17 protein-coding genes and 1 pseudogene are annotated in these 18,241 nt (G+C 71.4%); 10 read left to right on the top strand and 8 right to left on the bottom strand.

Annotated features, from left to right (window positions below; translation table 11 throughout):
- Nucleotides 1–66 precede the first annotated feature (66 nt).
- On the bottom strand, nt 67–1,821 hold the full coding sequence (locus ADK54_RS26740) for an acetyl/propionyl/methylcrotonyl-CoA carboxylase subunit alpha (protein WP_053728279.1): 1,755 nt from the start codon (nt 1,819–1,821) through the stop codon (nt 67–69).
- A 389-nt stretch (nt 1,822–2,210) separates the two neighbouring features.
- On the opposite strand from ADK54_RS26740, the gene ADK54_RS26735 reads away from it, so the two are divergent.
- A complete protein-coding gene (locus tag ADK54_RS26735; RefSeq protein WP_053728278.1) occupies nt 2,211–2,660 on the top strand; it encodes a hypothetical protein in 450 nt (149 codons plus the stop codon).
- A 9-nt stretch (nt 2,661–2,669) separates the two neighbouring features.
- Here the strand turns inward: ADK54_RS26735 and ADK54_RS26730 are convergent, their stop codons facing one another.
- Nucleotides 2,670–3,281, bottom strand: coding sequence for a Maf family protein (locus ADK54_RS26730; protein ID WP_053728277.1), 612 nt, complete (start codon nt 3,279–3,281; stop codon nt 2,670–2,672).
- 43 nt (nt 3,282–3,324) lie between these two features.
- Entirely contained in the window at nt 3,325–3,453 is a 129-nt protein-coding gene (mmpB, locus tag ADK54_RS48340; RefSeq protein WP_267887038.1) for a morphogenic membrane protein MmpB, read from the bottom strand.
- A gap of 266 nt (nt 3,454–3,719) precedes the next feature.
- On the opposite strand from mmpB, the gene ADK54_RS26725 reads away from it, so the two are divergent.
- Entirely contained in the window at nt 3,720–5,027 is a 1,308-nt protein-coding gene (locus tag ADK54_RS26725; protein ID WP_078966653.1) for an SGNH/GDSL hydrolase family protein, read from the top strand.
- A gap of 238 nt (nt 5,028–5,265) precedes the next feature.
- Here ADK54_RS26725 and ADK54_RS26720 read toward each other — a convergent pair whose 3' ends face one another.
- Together ADK54_RS26720 and ADK54_RS26715 are read right to left on the bottom strand one after the other, a co-directional pair.
- Nucleotides 5,266–5,472, bottom strand: coding sequence for an acyl-CoA carboxylase epsilon subunit (locus ADK54_RS26720; protein ID WP_053728276.1), 207 nt, complete (start codon nt 5,470–5,472; stop codon nt 5,266–5,268).
- Nucleotides 5,473–5,492: 20 nt separating this feature from the next.
- Entirely contained in the window at nt 5,493–7,103 is a 1,611-nt protein-coding gene (locus ADK54_RS26715; protein ID WP_053728275.1) for an acyl-CoA carboxylase subunit beta, read from the bottom strand.
- 131 nt (nt 7,104–7,234) lie between these two features.
- Here ADK54_RS26715 and ADK54_RS26710 point away from each other — a divergent pair, with 131 nt between their 5' ends.
- From ADK54_RS26710 to hutH, 5 genes are all read left to right on the top strand, one after another.
- The gene (locus ADK54_RS26710; protein ID WP_053728274.1) at nt 7,235–8,095 is read left to right on the top strand and encodes a biotin--[acetyl-CoA-carboxylase] ligase; all 861 of its coding nucleotides are present in this window, start codon (nt 7,235–7,237) and stop codon (nt 8,093–8,095) included.
- 115 nt (nt 8,096–8,210) lie between these two features.
- Nucleotides 8,211–9,413 (top strand): adenylate/guanylate cyclase domain-containing protein, encoded by a 1,203-nt coding sequence (locus tag ADK54_RS26705; RefSeq protein WP_053728273.1) that lies wholly within the window; start codon nt 8,211–8,213, stop codon nt 9,411–9,413.
- Nucleotides 9,414–9,452: 39 nt separating this feature from the next.
- The gene (locus ADK54_RS26700; RefSeq protein WP_053728272.1) at nt 9,453–10,241 is read left to right on the top strand and encodes an enoyl-CoA hydratase/isomerase family protein; all 789 of its coding nucleotides are present in this window, start codon (nt 9,453–9,455) and stop codon (nt 10,239–10,241) included.
- A 75-nt stretch (nt 10,242–10,316) separates the two neighbouring features.
- The gene (locus ADK54_RS26695; RefSeq protein WP_053728271.1) at nt 10,317–11,450 is read left to right on the top strand and encodes a sensor domain-containing diguanylate cyclase; all 1,134 of its coding nucleotides are present in this window, start codon (nt 10,317–10,319) and stop codon (nt 11,448–11,450) included.
- A 190-nt stretch (nt 11,451–11,640) separates the two neighbouring features.
- On the top strand, nt 11,641–13,182 hold the full coding sequence (gene hutH, locus ADK54_RS26690) for a histidine ammonia-lyase (protein ID WP_053728270.1): 1,542 nt from the start codon (nt 11,641–11,643) through the stop codon (nt 13,180–13,182).
- Nucleotides 13,183–13,286: 104 nt separating this feature from the next.
- Here hutH and ADK54_RS47705 read toward each other — a convergent pair whose 3' ends face one another.
- Nucleotides 13,287–13,568, bottom strand: a complete 282-nt coding sequence (locus tag ADK54_RS47705) for an LPXTG cell wall anchor domain-containing protein (protein ID WP_053728269.1) — start codon at nt 13,566–13,568, stop codon at nt 13,287–13,289.
- 108 nt (nt 13,569–13,676) lie between these two features.
- Here ADK54_RS47705 and ADK54_RS26680 point away from each other — a divergent pair, with 108 nt between their 5' ends.
- Nucleotides 13,677–14,003, top strand: a complete 327-nt coding sequence (locus ADK54_RS26680; protein WP_053728268.1) for a hypothetical protein — start codon at nt 13,677–13,679, stop codon at nt 14,001–14,003.
- A 181-nt stretch (nt 14,004–14,184) separates the two neighbouring features.
- Entirely contained in the window at nt 14,185–15,453 is a 1,269-nt protein-coding gene (locus tag ADK54_RS26675; RefSeq protein WP_053728267.1) for a L,D-transpeptidase, read from the top strand.
- Nucleotides 15,454–15,461: 8 nt separating this feature from the next.
- Here the strand turns inward: ADK54_RS26675 and ADK54_RS26670 are convergent, their stop codons facing one another.
- Nucleotides 15,462–16,316: a helix-turn-helix domain-containing protein gene (locus ADK54_RS26670; protein ID WP_053728266.1), complete on the bottom strand. Its 855-nt coding sequence runs from the start codon at nt 16,314–16,316 to the stop codon at nt 15,462–15,464.
- Between the two features lie 158 nt (nt 16,317–16,474).
- On the opposite strand from ADK54_RS26670, the gene ADK54_RS26665 reads away from it, so the two are divergent.
- The gene (locus ADK54_RS26665) at nt 16,475–17,512 is read left to right on the top strand and encodes an NAD(P)-dependent alcohol dehydrogenase (RefSeq protein WP_053728265.1); all 1,038 of its coding nucleotides are present in this window, start codon (nt 16,475–16,477) and stop codon (nt 17,510–17,512) included.
- Between the two features lie 237 nt (nt 17,513–17,749).
- Here ADK54_RS26665 and ADK54_RS26660 read toward each other — a convergent pair.
- A pseudogene (locus ADK54_RS26660) lies at nt 17,750–18,241 on the bottom strand (hypothetical protein); the annotation flags it as partial.

Genomic DNA, 18,241 nt, shown 5'->3' with positions numbered 1-18,241 from the left:
CGGGGCGGGGGAAAGGCGGGAGCCCCGGCCGCGTTCGCGGTCGGGGCTCCACTGCGCGTCAGCGCGTCAGTCCTTGATCTCGCAGATCATCGCGCCGGAGGAGACGGAGGCGCCCACCTCGGCCGAGAGCCCCTTGATCGTGCCGGAGCGGTGCGCGTTCAGCGGCTGCTCCATCTTCATGGCCTCCAGGACGACGACGAGGTCGCCCTCGTTGACCTGCTGGCCCTCCTCGACCGCGACCTTCACGATCGTGCCCTGCATGGGCGAGGCCAGGGTGTCGCCGGAGGCGGCGGAGCCCGCCTTCTTCGCAGCGCGGCGCTTGGGCTTGGCGCCCCCCGCCGCGGCGGTCCGGGCCAGGGTCATGCCCAGGGACGAGGGCAGGGAGACCTCAAGGCGCTTGCCGCCGACCTCGACGACGACCGTCTCGCGGCCCGGCTCCTCATCCGTCTCCGCGTCGGCCGGGGCCGTGAACGCGGGGATCTCGTTGACGAACTCGGTCTCGATCCACCGGGTGTGGATACGGAACGGGTCGGCCGTGAACGCCGGGTCCACGACCACCGCGCGGTGGAAGGGAATCGCGGTCGCCATGCCCTCGACGTTGAACTCCGCCAGAGCGCGCGCGGCCCGCTGCAGCGCCTGCTCACGCGTCGCGCCGGTCACGATCAGCTTGGCAAGGAGCGAGTCCCAGGCCGGGCCGATCACGCTGCCGGACTCGACGCCCGCGTCCAGACGGACACCCGGGCCGGTCGGCGGTGCGAACACCGTGACCGTGCCCGGCGCGGGCAGGAAGCCGCGGCCCGGGTCCTCGCCGTTGATGCGGAACTCGAAGGAGTGCCCGCGCACCGCCGGGTCGTCGTAGCCGAGCGCCTCGCCGTCGGCGATGCGGAACATCTCGCGGACCAGGTCGATGCCGGTGACCTCTTCGGTGACCGGGTGCTCGACCTGGAGGCGGGTGTTGACCTCCAGGAAGGAGATCGTGCCGTCGGTGCCGACGAGGAACTCGACGGTGCCCGCGCCGACGTAGCCGGCCTCGCGCAGGATCGCCTTCGAGGCGGCGTACAGCTCCGCGTTCTGCGCCTCGGTGAGGAACGGTGCCGGGGCCTCCTCGACCAGCTTCTGGTGGCGGCGCTGGAGCGAGCAGTCACGGGTGGAGACGACGACCACGTTGCCGTGGGTGTCGGCCAGGCACTGGGTCTCGACGTGGCGCGGCTTGTCGAGGTAGCGCTCGACGAAGCACTCGCCCCGGCCGAACGCCGCGACGGCCTCGCGCACCGCGGAGTCGTACAGCTCGGGGACCTCTTCGAGGGTGCGGGCGACCTTCAGGCCGCGGCCGCCGCCGCCGAAGGCGGCCTTGATAGCGATGGGCAGGCCGTGTTCCTCGGCGAACGCGACGACTTCGTCGGCGCCCGAGACCGGGTCCGGGGTGCCCGCGACGAGCGGGGCACCGGCACGCTGGGCGATGTGACGGGCCGCCACCTTGTCGCCGAGGTCGCGGATGGCCTGCGGGGGCGGGCCGATCCAGGTCAGACCGGCGTCGAGGACCGCCTGGGCGAACTCGGCGTTCTCGGAGAGGAATCCGTAGCCCGGGTGGACCGCGTCCGCTCCCGAGTCGGCCGCGGCCGCGAGCACCTTGGCGATGTCCAGATAGCTGGCCGCCGGAGTGTCACCGCCCAGGGCGAACGCCTCGTCCGCTGCCCGGACATGCAGTGCATCCCGGTCCGGATCGGCGTAGACGGCTACGCTCGCGATCCCGGCATCCCGGCAGGCCCGGGCAACACGGACAGCGATTTCGCCACGGTTGGCGATGAGCACCTTGCGCACGATGGCTCCCTCCTTGAAACAAGCTGAGTTTAGGGAAGCCGCACACTGGCTTACGACCCATCCCCAATGGTGAGCTTGCCCACACGGAGTGTGATTCGAGGCACGCTCAAGTCGCGAAATCCCTTGTCGCACCACGGTACGCCGGGCTCCCGTACCGCACAGTAGCGGTGCGGTGTGGTCAAGGTCTCTGTCTCCGGGGCCAGCAGGTCGCCGGGTTTCTTTGTGGAGTCCCTACGAACGGCCGAAGGATTCTTTGCGACCCGGCCCCCGCGCGGCGAGGCGCTTCACTCCGGACCGGTCACCGTTCTTGTCCGGACCCTTGTACGAACCATTACCGGTTAGTAGCGTGCGCAACGTATCCGTACTAGGGGTAACAGGGGGTGTCGCGCGTGCTGCGCCGACCGATCGCCATCGTGGCCGCGCTCATTCTCTTCGCCGAGGCCTGCGCCGTCGTGTTCGTCAACTGGGTGCTGGGCAAGGTCGCCGACAACCAGCACATGTCCATGGCCGGGCTCGATCCTGACGCGATCTCCACCGGAGCGTGGGTCGCGGGCGCCCTGTTCGGGGTCTTCCTCGCGGCCTGCGGCGTCGTCCTGCTGCTCATCGGCGTACGCGACCGCGCCCCCGGCCGGTTCGCCCGCATCGCGCTGATCGTCTGCGCGGTGGTGCACGGGGTGCTCGGCGCGCTCACCGTCGGCCTGGTCGGCTGGCCCGCCTTCGCCTACCTGATGGTCGTGCTCGCGCTGCTCGTCCACGTACTCCTCGCATACGTGAAGGAGCGCCCCGAGCCCGAGCCGAAGGACGGCGGGGCCCCCGACGGAGCCCCGGCCGCCGCCTGAGTCCCGGCGCTACACCCAGAGGTCGGTGATCGAGACGCCGAGCTCGGCGAGCAGCCTGCGCAGCAGCGGCAGCGACAGTCCGATGACGTTTCCGTGGTCGCCCTCGATCGAGTCGACGAAGGGGGCCGAGCGGCCGTCGAGCGTGAACGCCCCTGCCACGTAGAGGGGTTCACCGCTCGCCACGTACGCCGCGATCTCCGCGTCGGTGGGCTCGCCGAACCGCACGACCGTCGACGCGGTCGCCGAGGCGCGCTCGCCGGTCGCCGTGTCGATCACGCAGTGGCCGGTCTGGAGCACGCCGGAGCGGCCGCGCATCGCCTTCCAGCGGGCCGTCGCGTCCTCGGCGTCGGCGGGCTTGCCGAGCGCCTGGCCGTCGAGTTCGAGCACCGAGTCGCAGCCGATGACCAGCGCGTCGGAGGCCTCGGCCCGGCCGGCCACCGCGTCCGCCTTCGCCTCGGCGAGCACGAGGGCGAGCTCGGCGGGGCTCGGTGCGGTCAGGGCGTCCTCGTCGACGCCGCTGACGATCACCTCGGGCGCGAGCCCGGCCTGGCGGAGCAGCCCGAGCCGGGCGGGCGATTGGGAGGCTAGGACGAGGCGGCGCTGAGCAGTCATGCGCGCCATCGTAGGCGCCCCGGCCCGGCCCCGGCCCCTCGGTGCCGGGCTGTCAGTGCAGGCTGACCACGAGCATCGCGATCACCATGGCCAGGGCCAGGAACAGGCCCGCGCGGCGCATCATCGCCTGGGCGTCGCGCAGTTCCTTGGGCGGCTCGTTCTCCGGGTCTGACCACAGCATGTAATCGATAGTGGGACCAGGGCTGTTGGCGCGCCTGAGTACGGGTACTCAGGATGCCCGGTGCCAATTGACTAATTGCGGACCAGTACTTCATCTCCCGTTCATGTGCGGGCGCGTACCGGCCGACTGTTGCCACTGTTGCCCCCGCTCGGCAAACAGTTCACGGGTTCCATTAGCTGTCGGGGGCTGTTACTGTCTCGACGAGTTAACGGAACCCGGGAACCATTAATCGGGCTCCGGTCTGTCGCGAACATGGGGAGATCGCCATGAACAAGGCCGGGATCAGCAAGGCCGGGATCGGTAAGGCCGAGGTCGACAAGGCAGGGATCAATAGGGCCGTTCGCCGGGCTGCCGTTCCGCTGGCCGCCGGTGCTGCCGCGCTCGCGCTGCTCGCCGGAGCCCAGCCGTCCGCCGCCCGGTCCGTCGCGTGGGGTGCCGCCTGGGCCGCGTCGCCGCAGCTCCCCGCGACCGGATTCACCCCCAACTGGTCGCAGGAGGGCTTCTCGCACCAGAGCGTCCGCCAGGTCGTCCGCGTCACCGAGGGCGGTGACCAGGTCCGGATCCGGCTTTCCAACGCGTACGGCACCTCACCGCTCGCCCTCACCGGCGCCACCGTCGCCAAGGCGGGGCAGGGTGCGGACGTACAGCCGGGCTCCGTAAGGGAGTTGACCTTCGGGGGCGAGAAGTCCGTCAGCATCCCGGCGCGCGGCGAACTGCGCAGCGACGCGGCCCGACTCGGGCTCGACCGGCTGGAGTCGGTGACCGTCACGCTCTACTTCGCCGGGACGACCGGGCCCGCCACCTTCCACGCGCAGGGCTTCGCCGACACCTACCGGGCCGAGGGTGACCACCGGGCGGACCCGTCGAGCCGCGCCTTCGCCGCCGCGACCAGCCGGTCCTGGTACTACCTCTCGGGCGTCGAGGTCGGCGGCGGGGCGAGGCGGGACGGCGTCGCCCTGTTCGGGGACTCCATCACGGACGGCTTCGGCTCGACGTCCGGCGCCAATCGCCGCTACTCGGACGCGCTGGCCGAACGCACGGGCAGGCCCGTCGTCAACGCGGGCATCGGCGGCAATCTCGTACTCAACGACTCGGCCTGGTACGGCGAGCGCTCCGCCGCGCGCTTCGGGCGGGACGTCCTCGACCAGCCCGGCGTCTCGACCGTCGTCGTCCTCGAAGGCGTCAACGACATCGGGTTCAGCGAAGCCCGGAAAGGGCCGAAGCCGCAGCCCACGTACCTGCCCGCGCCCGTGGTCTCCAGTGCCCAACTCATCGCTGGATACCGGGAGTTGATCCGCCAGGCGCACAGCAGGGGACTGAGGGCCGTCGGTGCGACGCTGCTGCCGCTGAAGGGCTCCGACCACTGGGGGCGGCACTCGGCGCGGGTGAGTGACGAGGTCAACGAGTGGATCCGCACGTCGGGCGCGTTCGACGCGGTGGCCGACTTCGACAAGGCGCTCGCCTCGAAGACCGACCCCGACCGGCTCGCCCCGTCCTACGACTCGGGCGACGCCCTGCACCCGAACGACGCGGGGTACCGGGTCATGGCGGAGGTGCTGGCCAAGCTCCTCTGACCACCCCCTGGGGCTCCGCCCCAGACCCCGTATCGCGCCTTAAGGGCGCTCGTCCTCAAACGCCGGACGGGCTGAAGACGCCAGTACTGGCCGACACCAGTCCTGTTAGGGGCGCGGGGAACTGCGCGACCAGCCACGCACGGTCCGCAGGCGTAGGGCGCTAGGGGCGCGGGGAACTGCGCGGACGGTCATGGACGGCCCGCTGTCACAAACCCCGCACCCCCCCCCGCGGAGCGGGTTACGCCGGCCAATACGTCCTGGCCCACGTGCGCGTCCCCGGCCGGGGCAGCGCGCGCCGGGCGATCCGGGCAGGGTCGGACCACCCCTCGGGCGCCCGCGCCGCGGCGGACGTGGCCGAGGCCGTCGCCGCGGCGCGTGCCTGGACCACCGCGAGTGCGGCGGCCAGCTCCTCCGGGGTCGGATTGCCCCGTACGACCTTGATCACAGCGGCTCCTTGCGGGGTGGCTAGAGGGGGATGTTGCCGTGCTTCTTCGGAGGGAGGGATTCCCGCTTCGTGCGCAGCTGACGCAGGCCCTTCACGATGTGGGCGCGGGTCTCCGAGGGCATGATCACCGCGTCGACGTAGCCCCGCTCGGCCGCGATGTACGGGTTGAGCAGGGTGTCCTCGTAGTCCGCGATCAGCTCGGCGCGGGTCGACTCCGCCTCATCCGGGTCCGTGACCGCCGCGATCGTGCGGCGGTGCAGGATGTTGACCGCGCCCTGCGCGCCCATGACGGCGATCTGCGCGGTCGGCCAGGCCAGGTTGAGGTCGGCGCCCAGGTGCTTGGAGCCCATGACGTCGTACGCGCCGCCGAACGCCTTGCGGGTGATGACGGTGATCAGCGGGACCGTGGCCTCGGCGTACGCGTAGATCAGCTTGGCGCCGCGGCGGATGATGCCGCCGTACTCCTGGTCGACGCCGGGAAGGAAGCCCGGCACGTCCACGAAGGTCAGGACCGGGACGTTGAACGCGTCGCAGGTGCGCACGAAGCGCGCGGCCTTCTCGGACGCGTTGATGTCGAGGCAACCCGCGAACTGCATCGGCTGGTTGGCGACGATGCCGACCGGGAAGCCCTCGACGCGGCCGAAGCCGGTGACGATGTTCGGCGCGAACAGGGCCTGGGTCTCCAGGAACTCGCCGTCGTCCAGGACGTGTTCGATCGCCGTGTGCATGTCGTACGGCTGGTTCGCGGAGTCCGGGATGAGCGTGTCGAGCTCGCGGTCCTCGTCGGTGGTCTCCAGGTCGGCCTCCTCGGGGAAGGCCGGGGGCTCGCTCAGGTTGTTCGACGGCAGGTAGGAGAGAAGGGACTTGACGTATTCGATCGCGTCTTTTTCGTCGCCCGCCATGTGGTGCGCCACGCCGGAGGTGGTGTTGTGGGTGCGGGCGCCGCCGAGCTCCTCGAAGCCGACGTCCTCGCCGGTGACGGTCTTGATGACGTCGGGCCCGGTGATGAACATGTGCGAGGTCTGGTCGACCATCACCGTGAAGTCGGTGATCGCGGGGGAGTACACCGCGCCGCCCGCGCACGGGCCGACGATCAGGGAGATCTGCGGGACGACGCCCGAGGCGTGCACGTTGCGGCGGAAGATCTCGGCGAACAGGCCGAGCGCGACCACGCCCTCCTGGATGCGGGCGCCGCCGCCGTCGTTGATGCCGATGACCGGGCAGCCGGTCTTCAGCGCGAAGTCCATCACCTTGACGATCTTCTCGCCGTAGACCTCGCCCAGCGAGCCGCCGAAGATGGTGAAGTCCTGCGAGTAGACGCACACCGGGCGGCCGTCGACGGTCCCGTACCCGGTGACCACGCCGTCCCCGTACGGGCGGTTCTTCTCGATGCCGAAGTTGGTCGAGCGGTGCCGGGCGAACTCGTCCAGCTCGACGAACGAGCCCTCGTCCATGAGCAGGTCGACCCGCTCACGGGCCGTCAACTTGCCCTTGGCGTGCTGCTTTTCGATCGCGCGCGCGGAGCCGGCGTGGGTCGCCTCGTCGATGCGGCGCTGCAGATCCGCCAGCTTTCCGGCGGTGGTGTGGATGTCGACGGTGGCGTCGCTCTGGGCGTTTTCCGGCTCGGACATCGGGATGCGGCTCCCTGCCTGGTCACGGGGGTGGTGGCTACTGACTCGTAGGGTAGTGGCGCGGATACGGTTCGGCAGTGCGGCGTTTGCCACACCCGGGGCGCCTTGCAATTGCGGCCTAACCTGGCTGCATGACACCCCCGGACGCTTCCGACAGCCGCTGGTCCGACCTCGACCGGCCGCCCCTGAACGCCACCGCGCTGCGCCGCGCCCTGCTGCGGCCGGAAGCGCTGTGGACCGCCCTGGACGTGGTCACCGCGACCGGCTCCACCAACTCCGACCTCGCCGCGAAGGCGGACGAGCTGGGCGAGGGCGCGGTCCTGGTCGCAGAGGAGCAGACCGCGGGGCGCGGGCGCCTTGACCGGCGCTGGTCGGCGCCGGCCCGCTCCGGCCTCTTCTGCTCCGTCCTGCTGAAGCCGGGCGCGTCCGTGCCGGTCGAGCGGTGGGGGTGGCTGCCGCTGCTCACCGGGGTCGCGGTGTCGACGGGGCTCGCGCGGGCGGCGGGCGTCGACACGGCGCTGAAGTGGCCCAACGACCTCCTCGTCACCGTGGACGGGGAGGAGCGCAAGGCGGGCGGGATCCTCGCGGAACGGGCCGGCGCGGAGGGCGTCGTCGTCGGCATCGGCCTCAACGTGACCCTGCGCGCCGACGAACTCCCCGTCCCCGGCGCGGGCTCCCTCGCGCTCGCCGGAGCCGTCTCCACGGACCGCGACACCCTGCTGCGCGCGGTTCTCCGCTCCCTTGAGCAGTGGTACGGGACGTGGCGCGCGGCCTGTGGCGACCCGGCGGCGTCCGGCCTCCAGGAGGCGTACGCGAAGGCCTGCGCGACGCTGGGCCGCACGGTGCGGGCGGAGCTGCCCGGCGGGCAGTCGGTCAAGGGCGAGGCGGTGGCGGTGGACGGCGACGGGCGCCTGGTCCTGGCCACGGAGGAGGGCGTGCAGCGCCCGGTGGCGGCGGGTGACATCGTCCACCTGCGGCCGGCCGCACCCTAGGCGGGTGGAGTGGTCGCTCCCGGGACGTGAGCTACGGCACACCTGCCGTATCGTTGAGCCCGATCCAGCGACAGATCGGCAGGGCAGTGCGCAGGCAACGGGCAGGAGGCGGCCGGTGACCGTCGACGAGACACGGTCCGGTGCGGGCGCCGGTACCGGTACCGGCGCCCGCACCGGCGGCGCCTCCGGCACCCCTTCGGAGCCCCCGGCCTCCGCGTATCCGACGCCGCACCACGCCGTCGACCACACCGCCGAGCCGACCGACGACCCGCTCGCCATCCGCCTGGAGCAGCTCATCCTCGGTGCCGACCGGCGCTACACACCCTTCCAGGCGGCCCGTACCGCGGGCGTCTCCATGGAGCTGGCGTCCCGGTTCTGGCGGGCCATGGGGTTCGCCGACATCGGGCAGGCCAAGGCACTCACCGAGGCCGACGTGCTGGCCCTGCGCCGGCTCGCCGGACTCGTCGAGGCAGGGCTGCTCAGCGAGCCCATGGCGGTGCAGGTCGCGCGCTCCACGGGGCAGACCACCGCCCGGCTGGCCGAATGGCAGATCGATTCTTTTCTGGAGGGTCTCACCGAACCCCCCGAGCCCGGCATGACCCGTACGGAAGTCACGTACCCCCTGGTCGAGCTGCTGCTGCCCGAGCTGGAGGAGTTCCTCGTCTACGTGTGGCGGCGCCAGCTCGCCGCAGCCACCGGGCGCGTCGTGCAGGCCGCCGACGACGAGGAGATGGTGGACCGCCGCCTCGCGGTGGGCTTCGCCGACCTCGTCGGGTTCACCCGGCTCACCCGGCGCCTGGAGGAGGAGGAGCTCGGCGAGCTCGTCGAGGCCTTCGAGACGACCGCCGCCGACCTGGTCGCGGCGCACGGCGGGCGGCTCATCAAGACGCTGGGCGACGAGGTCCTGTTCGCCGCCGACGACGCGGGCACGGCCGCCGAGATCTCGCTGCGGCTCATCGAGACGATGGCCGGCGACGAGACGATGCCCGCCCTGCGCGTGGGCATCGCGTTCGGCACGGTCACGACCCGCATGGGCGACGTGTTCGGTACGACCGTGAACCTCGCGAGCCGGCTCACCTCGATAGCCCCCAAGGACGCCGTCCTGGTCGACGGGGCGTTCGCCGAGGAGCTGGCCCGTACCGGCGACGCCCCCGTCTCCGAGGCGCAGGCCGCCCAGGACGCGCTGGCCGCCGAGAAGGAGGGCGAGGAACCGGCCCCCGCCGCGAAGTACCGCTTCCAGCTCCAGCCCATGTGGCAGCGCCCGGTGCGCGGCCTCGGAGTCGTGGAGCCCTGGCTCCTGCACCGGCGCGAAGCCTAGGATCACCCCGACGTAACGTTCGTTAACGGAGGGGTTTCCATGGCTGAGCAGCGGTTCGGGGAGTTCGTCGTCGTTCGGCGCGAGGGGTACGTCGCCGAGCTGGTGCTCGACCGGCCCAAGGCCATGAACGCGGTGTCGACGGAGATGGCCCGTTCCATCGCCGCCGCCTGCGAGGCGCTCGGCGCCGACCCGGACGCCCGGGTCACCGTGGTGAGCTCCACGAACGAGCGGGCGTTCTGCGTCGGCGCGGACCTGAAGGAGCGCAACTCCTTCAGCGACGCCGAGCTCGTACGCCAGCGGCCCACCGCCCGCGCCGCGTACACCGGCGTGCTCGAACTGCCCATGCCGACCGTCGCCGCCGTGCACGGCTTCGCCCTGGGCGGCGGCTTCGAGCTGGCGCTCGCCTGCGACGTGATCGTGGCGGACGCCACCGCCGTGGTCGGCCTGCCCGAGGTGTCGGTCGGCGTCATCCCCGGCGGCGGCGGTACGCAGCTCCTGCCGCGCCGGGTCGGCGCCGCCCGCGCCGCCGAGCTGGTCTTCACCGCGCGCCGCGTCGAGGCCGCGGAGGCAAGGGAGTTGGGGCTCGTCGACGTGCTGGCCGACGACGCCCGTACGGAGGCGCTCGCGCTCGCGGGGCGGATGGCGGTCAACTCGCCCGTCGGGCTGCGCGCGGCGAAGCGGGCGATGCGGCTCGGCCAGGGCCTCGACCTGCGGGCCGGCCTGGAGGTCGAGGACGCGGCTTGGCGGTCGGTGGCGTTCTCGGGGGACCGGGCGGAGGGCGTGGCCGCGTTCAACGAGAAGCGGAAGCCGGTGTGGCCCGGGGAGTGATCCTGGGTGCGCCGCGGCGGGTGTGAGGCGACACCTCAAGGGTCAAAACCTCCCAAACCTCCCTAAGCTGGAGGAATGGGTGGAGAGGATGCCCGGCTGCGGGCCGTGGTTTCGCTGGCGCAGGCCATGGCCGCGACGCACACGCGGCGCGAGGCCTGGCGTGCGGCGGCGCTCGGCGCGCGGGACGCGCTCGGCGGGAACTTCGCCGCGCTCTCGGTGTGGGAGCGTGAGCTGGGTCGCCTTCGCGTGCTGGTGAACGAGGGCGAACGGGCCGACGGGGAGGAGGAGTTCCCCGAGGACGAGACGTATCCGGTGCACCAGTTCCCCGAGATCACCGAGTTCCTGCACGAGCGGTGGGCGGGCGGTGGCGAGCCCGACGCCTGGGTCGAGACGGCCGCCGCGCCGCCCGAGGGCCGGGCGGGGTACTGCCATGAGAGGGTCACCGCGCTGCGCAGGCGCGGCCGGGGCTGCTGCGTGGTCGCCCCGATCGTGCTGCACGGGCGGGCCTGGGGCGAGCTGTATGTGGCCCGGCCCGTCGGGGCGCCCGTCTTCGGCGCGGCCGACGCGGACTTCGCCACGGTCATCGCCTCCGTCGCGGCGGCCGGGATCGCCCAGACCGAGCGCCTCGAAGAGGTGCGCCGGCTGGCCTTCACCGACCCGCTCACCGGGCTCGCCAACCGCCGGGCGGTCGACATGCGGCTGGACCGGGCCGTCGAGCGGCACCGGACGGACGGCTCGGTCGTCAGCCTCGTGGTCTGCGACCTGAACGGGCTCAAGCGGGTCAACGACACGCTGGGCCACGCGGTGGGCGACCGGCTCCTGGAGCGCTTCGGATCGGTGCTTTCCCTGTGCGGGGCGATGCTTCCGGGCGCGCTGGCCGCGCGGTTGGGCGGGGACGAGTTCTGTCTGCTGTCCGTGGGGCCCTCCGCCGATGAGGTCGTGGCCGTGGGGGAGGAACTCTGCCTGCGTGCGGGGGAGTTGGAGCTGGGGGAGGGGGTTGCGTGCGGGGTGGCATCGACGGGCGACCCCATCGGCCCGGTGCGCTCGGCCCGCCGACTGTTCCGCCTCGCCGACGCGGCTCAGTACCGGGCGAAGGGCGCGAAGTCGGCGAAGCCGGTGGTGGCGGGGCGGGACGGAGCGGTCCTGCGCCTCGCCGACGCGCCGCCTGCCGCTCCGCATGACCGGCGGAGGTTCCGGGGGCGGAGCTGAGCGCTTCCGCGTGTGGGTGGTCGGGTGCGGGCCGTCCGTGGCTGGTCGCGCAGTTCCCCGCGCCCCTGAAAGGGGACTGTTCGCACCCGGCGCCGCACGGGCGCCCGGAACTGTTCGATCCAGTAAGGACCCACCCTCTCCTCTGCTAGTGACATGACGGGATTCAATCCGTAGGGTGCTGAATATGGATATGCACACTGTCGTGGTGGGGACCTCCGGGACCACCCCCGAGGACGTCATCGCCGTGGCCCGCGGCAACGCGAAGGTCGAGCTCTCCGCCGGGGCGCTCGACGCGCTGGCCAAGGCGCGCGAGATCGTCGACGCGCTGGCCGCCAAGCCGGAGCCGGTGTACGGCGTCTCCACCGGCTTCGGTGCCCTCGCCTCCCGGCACATCAGCCCCGAGCTCCGCGCCCAGCTGCAGCGCAACATCGTGCGCTCGCATGCCGCCGGCATGGGCCCGCGGGTGGAGCGCGAGGTCGTCCGTGCGCTCATGTTCCTGCGCCTGAAGACCGTCGCCTCCGGGCACACCGGCGTGCGCCCCTCCGTCGCCCAGACCATGGCCGACGTGCTCAACGCGGGCATCACCCCGGTCGTCCACGAGTACGGCTCGCTCGGCTGCTCCGGCGACCTCGCGCCGCTCTCGCACTGCGCCCTGACGCTGATGGGCGAGGGTGACGCCGAGGGCCCCGACGGCGTCGTGAAGCCCGCAGGCGAGCTGCTCGCCGCGGCCGGCATCGAACCCGTCGAGCTGCGCGAGAAGGAGGGCCTCGCCCTCCTCAACGGCACCGACGGCATGCTCGGCATGCTGTGCATGGCCATCGCCGACCTGAAGAAGCTCTACACCTCCGCCGACATCACCGCGGCCCTGTCCCTCGAAGCGCTGCTCGGCACCGACAAGGTGCTCGCCCCCGAACTGCACGCCATCCGCCCGCACCCGGGCCAGGGCGCGTCGGCCGCCAACATGCTGGCCGTGCTGAAGGGTTCGGGCCTGACCGGCCACTTCCAGGAGGAAGAGGCGCCCCGCGTCCAGGACGCGTACTCGGTGCGCTGTGCCCCGCAGGTCAACGGCGCCGGCCGCGACACCATCGCGTACGCCCTGACCGTCGCCGAGCGCGAGCTGGCCTCCGCCGTCGACAACCCGGTGGTGCTGCCCGACGGCCGCGTCGAGTCCAACGGCAACTTCCACGGCGCCCCGGTCGCCTACGTCCTGGACTTCCTCGCCATCGCCGCCGCAGACCTCGGCTCCATCGCCGAGCGCCGCACCGACCGGCTCCTCGACAAGAACCGCAGCCACGGCCTTCCGCCGTTCCTCGCGGACGACGCCGGTGTCGACTCGGGCCTCATGATCGCCCAGTACACGCAGGCCGCCCTGGTCAGCGAGATGAAGCGGCTCGCGGTGCCCGCCTCCGCCGACTCCATCCCGTCCTCCGCCATGCAGGAGGACCACGTCTCCATGGGCTGGTCGGCCGCGCGCAAGCTGCGCACCTCCGTCGACAACCTGACCCGCATCATCGCCGTCGAGATGTACGCGGCGACCCGCGGCATCGAGCTGCGCAAGGGCCTCACCCCGGCGCCCGCCTCGCAGGCCGTCATCGCCGCGGCCCGCGCGGCCGGCGTCCAGGGCCCCGGCCCGGACCGCTTCCTCGCCCCCGACCTGGCCGCCGCGGACGCCTTCGTGCGCGAAGGCAAGCTGGTCGCCGCCGTGGAGCCGGTGACGGGCCCGCTCGCCTGACCCGCCCGTACGGAAAGGGCCGCCCGGGATGGCACATCCCGGGCGGCCCTTTCGTATGCCCAACTCACTTACGCACAGCGGCAGTTGAGGTGCCTGCGGAGTGGTCAGCAGGCCCGCGATCTACGGACCGAGTACGTCACGAACCCCGCCCCGAGGCCCAGGAACAGCGTGCCGCCGACCAGGTAGGGGGAGGTGTTCGCGCCGCCGGTGTCGGCGAGGGCGAGGGGGCCTTCGGCCGGGGCGGGGGCGGCCCGGTACGCGGAGTGCGCGGGGGGCGTCGAAGGGTGCTGCTCGTCCGTCGCGTTGGCGGACGGGACGAACCAGAGGGCGCAGAGCAGAGTGCCCGCCGCGGTGGCGGTGAGCAGGGGGCGGCGAGCGACGGACAAGTGAGCGATCCCCTTGCGAGTACCTCGAATTGGCGGGATGCGCTGATGCTAGTGAAAGCAGCGGGTCGCGGGAAAGTCGAGGATGGCTTGAGCCCTACGCTCCCTCGCATGAGCGAAGAAGAGACATCACGGTTTGTTCGGCTCCGCGTCGATTTGGTCCTGGAGATCGAGGACGCCGAGCAGCTGGCGGCGGCCGCCCTGGTCCGCATCGCCGAGGACCCGGCGATGCGGGCCGAGGAACGCGCGCATGCCGAGGCGGCCGTGCGGGAAGACGCAGCGGAGGCCCTCGCCTACCTCGTGGACCCCGTGGACCTCGTGGAGGCGCTGCCGGGCGCGGAGCTTGTCCAGGCCTCGTGGAGCAGCGAGCGGGTCGGCTACGACCCCGACGACGAGGAATGGGACCTGGACGAGGAGGACAGCAATGACGAGGACTGACGGCCACTGAGAGGCGGGCGGGCGGGTGCGAGGGAAGCCGGGACGACCTTTTGGTGATCTTGTACCGTCCCGCCCCGACCCGTCCGCCGGTGCGTGGTGTGCCCCACATTCACCCCCGCTGCACAACTGCGACGGGCAGTCTGATGTCCTAGTCGAGATGACTTGGGGGGACGAGGCGACGATGGAGAAGCGTGTGAAGACGGAGAGTAAGCGCCGCAAGCAGGGTCTCGCGGCGGCGTGCGCGGTGCTCGGCGGCGTACTGGTCCTTTCTGCCTGCAACGGTGGCGGCGACTCGGGCGCCAAGGCCGACAGCTCGTCCTCGGCGCAGGCGGCGGCCGACAAGGCGGCCGCGAAGGACACCTCGGACGCCAAGATCACCATCGCGCCCAAGAACGGTGCCGACAACGTCGGCATCAACAGCGACACCAAGGTCACCGTCGCCGACGGCAAGCTGACCGACGTGACGCTGACGTCCGCCGACGGCGCCAAGGTCGCCGGGAAGATATCCGCCGACGGCCTGAGCTGGGCGCCGGAGAAGGCCCTGAAGCGTTCGGCGACCTACAAGATCACGGCGACCGCGGCGGACGCCAAGGGGCGCCAGGCGCACGAGAACGCCTCCTTCACCACCGTCTCCCCGAAGAACAGCTTCATAGCCAACTTCACGCCCGAGGACGGCTCCACCGTCGGCGTCGGCATGCCCGTGTCGATCAACTTCGACAAGGCGATCACCAACAAGAAGGACGTCCAGGCCAAGATCACGGTCTCGTCCAGCAGCGGCCAGGAGGTCGTCGGGCACTGGTTCGGCTCGCAGCGCCTCGACTTCCGGCCGCAGGAGTACTGGAAGGAGAACTCGACCGTCACCATGAAGATGGACCTGGACGGCGTCGAGGGCTCCAACGGCATCACCGGCGTCCAGGAGAAGACGGTCACCTTCAAGATCGGCCGCAACCAGGTCTCCACCGTCGACGCGAACACCCACACCATGACCGTCACCCAGGACGGCAAGGTCGTGAAGACCATCCCGATCTCCGCGGGCTCGCCCGAGCACCCGACGTACAACGGCCAGATGGTGATCTCCGAGAAGTACAAGGAGACCCGCATGAACGGTGCGACCGTCGGCTTCACGGACGACGACGGCAAGGGCGAGTACGACATCAAGGACGTCCCGCACGCCATGCGCCTGTCCGCGTCCGGCACCTTCATCCACGGCAACTACTGGGGCGCCAAGTCCATCTTCGGCAGCGCCAACACCAGCCACGGCTGCGTCGGCCTGTCCGACACCAAGGGCGCCGGCGACGACAGCACCATGGCTGCCTGGTTCTACGACCACTCGATCACCGGCGACGTCGTCGTCATGAAGAACTCCCACGACAAGACGATCCAGCCCGACAACGGCCTCAACGGCTGGAACATGAGCTGGGACCAGTGGAAGGCCGGCTCCGCCGGCTGATCCCCGCCCTACGTGCGCACCGGCTGCTCGGCGCTCCAACTGCCGAGCAGCCGCAGCGACTCCGCCGACTTCGAGCCCGGCTCCGCGTGGAAGGTGACCAGCGACAGGTCGTGCGCGTCCGGCAGCTTCAGCGTCTCGTACGCCAGCGTCAGCTCACCCACCACCGGATGGCGCAGCCGCTTCACGCCATGGCCCTTGTCGGCGACCGTGTGCGCCGCCCACATCGAGCGGAACTCCTCGCTCTTGACCGACAACTCGCCGATCAGCGCGGTCAGTTGAGGATCGTCGGGATAGCAGCCCGCGCACAGCCGCAGCACGCTCACCACATCGACCGCCTTGGCGTGCCAGTCGACGTACAGCGAACGCGACGCCGGGTCGAGGAACACGTGGCGCGCCAAGTTCCGTTCCTGCGGCGGCAGTTGGGACATGTCGCCGAGCAGCGCCGCCGCCATCCGGTTCCAGCCGAGGATGTCCAGACGCGGCCCGACGAGGTACGCGGGCACCCCCTCCATCGCGTCCATCAGTTCCTGCAGCGCCGGACGGAACTCGTGCGCCCGCGCGGCCGAGGCGCGCTTCTTCTTCGCCTTGCCCTTGGCGAGGTGGGTCAGGTGGTTCTGCTCGGTGTCGTTCAGGCGCAGCGCCCGCCCGATCGCCTCCAGGACCTCCACCGACACGTTCTGCGCGTTGCCCTGCTCCAGGCGCGTGTAGTACGCCACCGACACCCCGGCCAGCTGCGCCAGCTCCTCCCGCCGCAGGCCGGGCACCCTGCGGTGGCGCCCGTGGTCGGGCATCCCCACGTCCTCGGGCTTCAGCCGGGCCCGGCGGGAGCGGAGGAATTCGCTGAGTTCGGCACGCTGGTCCATGACACCCCAGTATCCGGGGTCACCGGCCTGGTCGTACGACCGGGAGCCTGACCCTGTCAGTGGTACGCACGCTGGACGTAGGCAGAACAGGGGCCTGGGTGACCGGCTGAAAGTGATGCAGGCTTGATCTCGTACCCCAAAGATCTGAGGAGAACGGCATGACCACCGTCGCTGCCTACGCCGCCCCCGCCGCCAAGGCTCCCCTGGAGCGCACCACCATCGAGCGCCGTCCGGTGGGCCCGAACGACGTACTCATCGAGATCAAGTACGCCGGCATCTGCCACTCCGACATCCACCAGGCCCGCGAGGGCTGGGGCCAGGCCATCTTCCCGATGGTGCCCGGCCACGAGATCGCCGGCGTGATCACCGAGGTCGGCTCCGCCGTCACCAAGTTCCAGGTCGGCGACCGTGCCGGCGTCGGCTGCTTCGTCGACTCCTGCGGGAAGTGCGAGGCCTGTCTGTCGGGGCAGAACCAGTTCTGCCAGGACGGCGTCTCGACGTACAACGCCATCGGCCGGGACGGCAAGCCCGCCTACGGCGGCTACTCCACCCACATCGTCGTGGACGCCGACCACACCCTGCGCATCCCCGACAGCATCCCGCTGGACGTCGCGGCCCCGCTGCTCTGCGCCGGCATCACCCTGTACTCGCCGCTCAAGCGCTGGCAGGCCGGCCCCGGCAAGAAGGTCGCCATCCTCGGGCTCGGCGGCCTCGGCCACATGGGCGTGAAGATCGCGCACGCGCTCGGCGCCGAGGTGACCGTGCTCAGCCAGTCGCTGCGCAAGCAGGAGGACGGCCTCAAGCTGGGCGCCGACCACTACTACGCGACCAGCGACGAGGACACCTTCAAGCAGCTCGCCGGCTCCCTCGACCTGATCGTCTCCACCGTGTCCGCGCCGCTGGACCTGGGCGCGTACCTCTCGCTCCTGAAGACGGGCGGCGCGTTCGTCAACGTGGGCGCCCCCGAGGAGCCGAACGCGCTCAACATGTTCGGCCTCATCGGCGGCAACAAGATCCTCGCCGGTTCGATGATCGGCTCCATCGCCGAGACCCAGGAGATGCTCGACTTCTGCGCCGAGCACGGCCTGGGCGCCGAGATCGAGCTGATCCGCGCCGACCAGATCAACGAGGCGTACGAGCGGGTGCTGGCCAGCGACGTGCGCTACCGCTTCGTGATCGACGCCGCGACGATCTGATCCTCGGCGGTCGCGGTGCTGCGGCCCCGGAGGCTTCCCGCCTCCGGGGCCGTTCGCGTGCCCCCGCTCGCCGCCGCTTACTTCCGGGGTGATCGACCGGGTCGGGCGGAGGGCGAGTGGTCCGAGGCGCTGGTGATCATCGAGTTCCCGGGCATCGACGAGGCGGCGGGTGCTTCCGTCGTTCCGGCTTGGGGCCGCCCGACGGGCTGCCCGGCGGATCATGGCCTGACTCCCTTGTCAGGAAAGGTAGTTGGAGCCGAGCCGGTAGGTGCCGGGCGCTGTGACCGTGAGGCGGGTCCAGCCGTCCGGGGCTCGCTCGACGCGGGCGCCCTTCGCCCGCAGCCAGGGCGAGTACGCGATCCGCACGGTGGCCGAACCCGGCCGGTCCATCCGCACGACCAGCTCGGCGTCGTCGCCCGAGAGCGGGGTGCCGGGTGGCGAGACGAGCGGGGTGGCGTCGCGGACGCGGTAGACCGTCCAGTGCGCGTCGTGCCAGACCGGCTCCAGCCGGCTACGCCCGCCGCGCACGAGGGCGGCCTCGGCCTCGGCGGGGCCGTCGGGGAGACCGTCGTGCAGCACCACGAAGCCGACGGCCCAGTGGTCCAGCCAGGCACGGTAGGTGTCCTGGTTCAGGGGTCTGGTCGAAATCTCGGGACGGTCACGATCGCAACAGGACGCGGGTGCGGAGGAGTTGGAACGACCCGCGGCCGTACATCTGCCGCTTGATGG

It is taken from the genome of Streptomyces sp. WM6378 (assembly GCF_001279695.1).
Lineage (GTDB): Bacteria > Actinomycetota > Actinomycetes > Streptomycetales > Streptomycetaceae > Streptomyces.
This window is presented reverse-complemented; position numbering and strand designations above follow the sequence as displayed.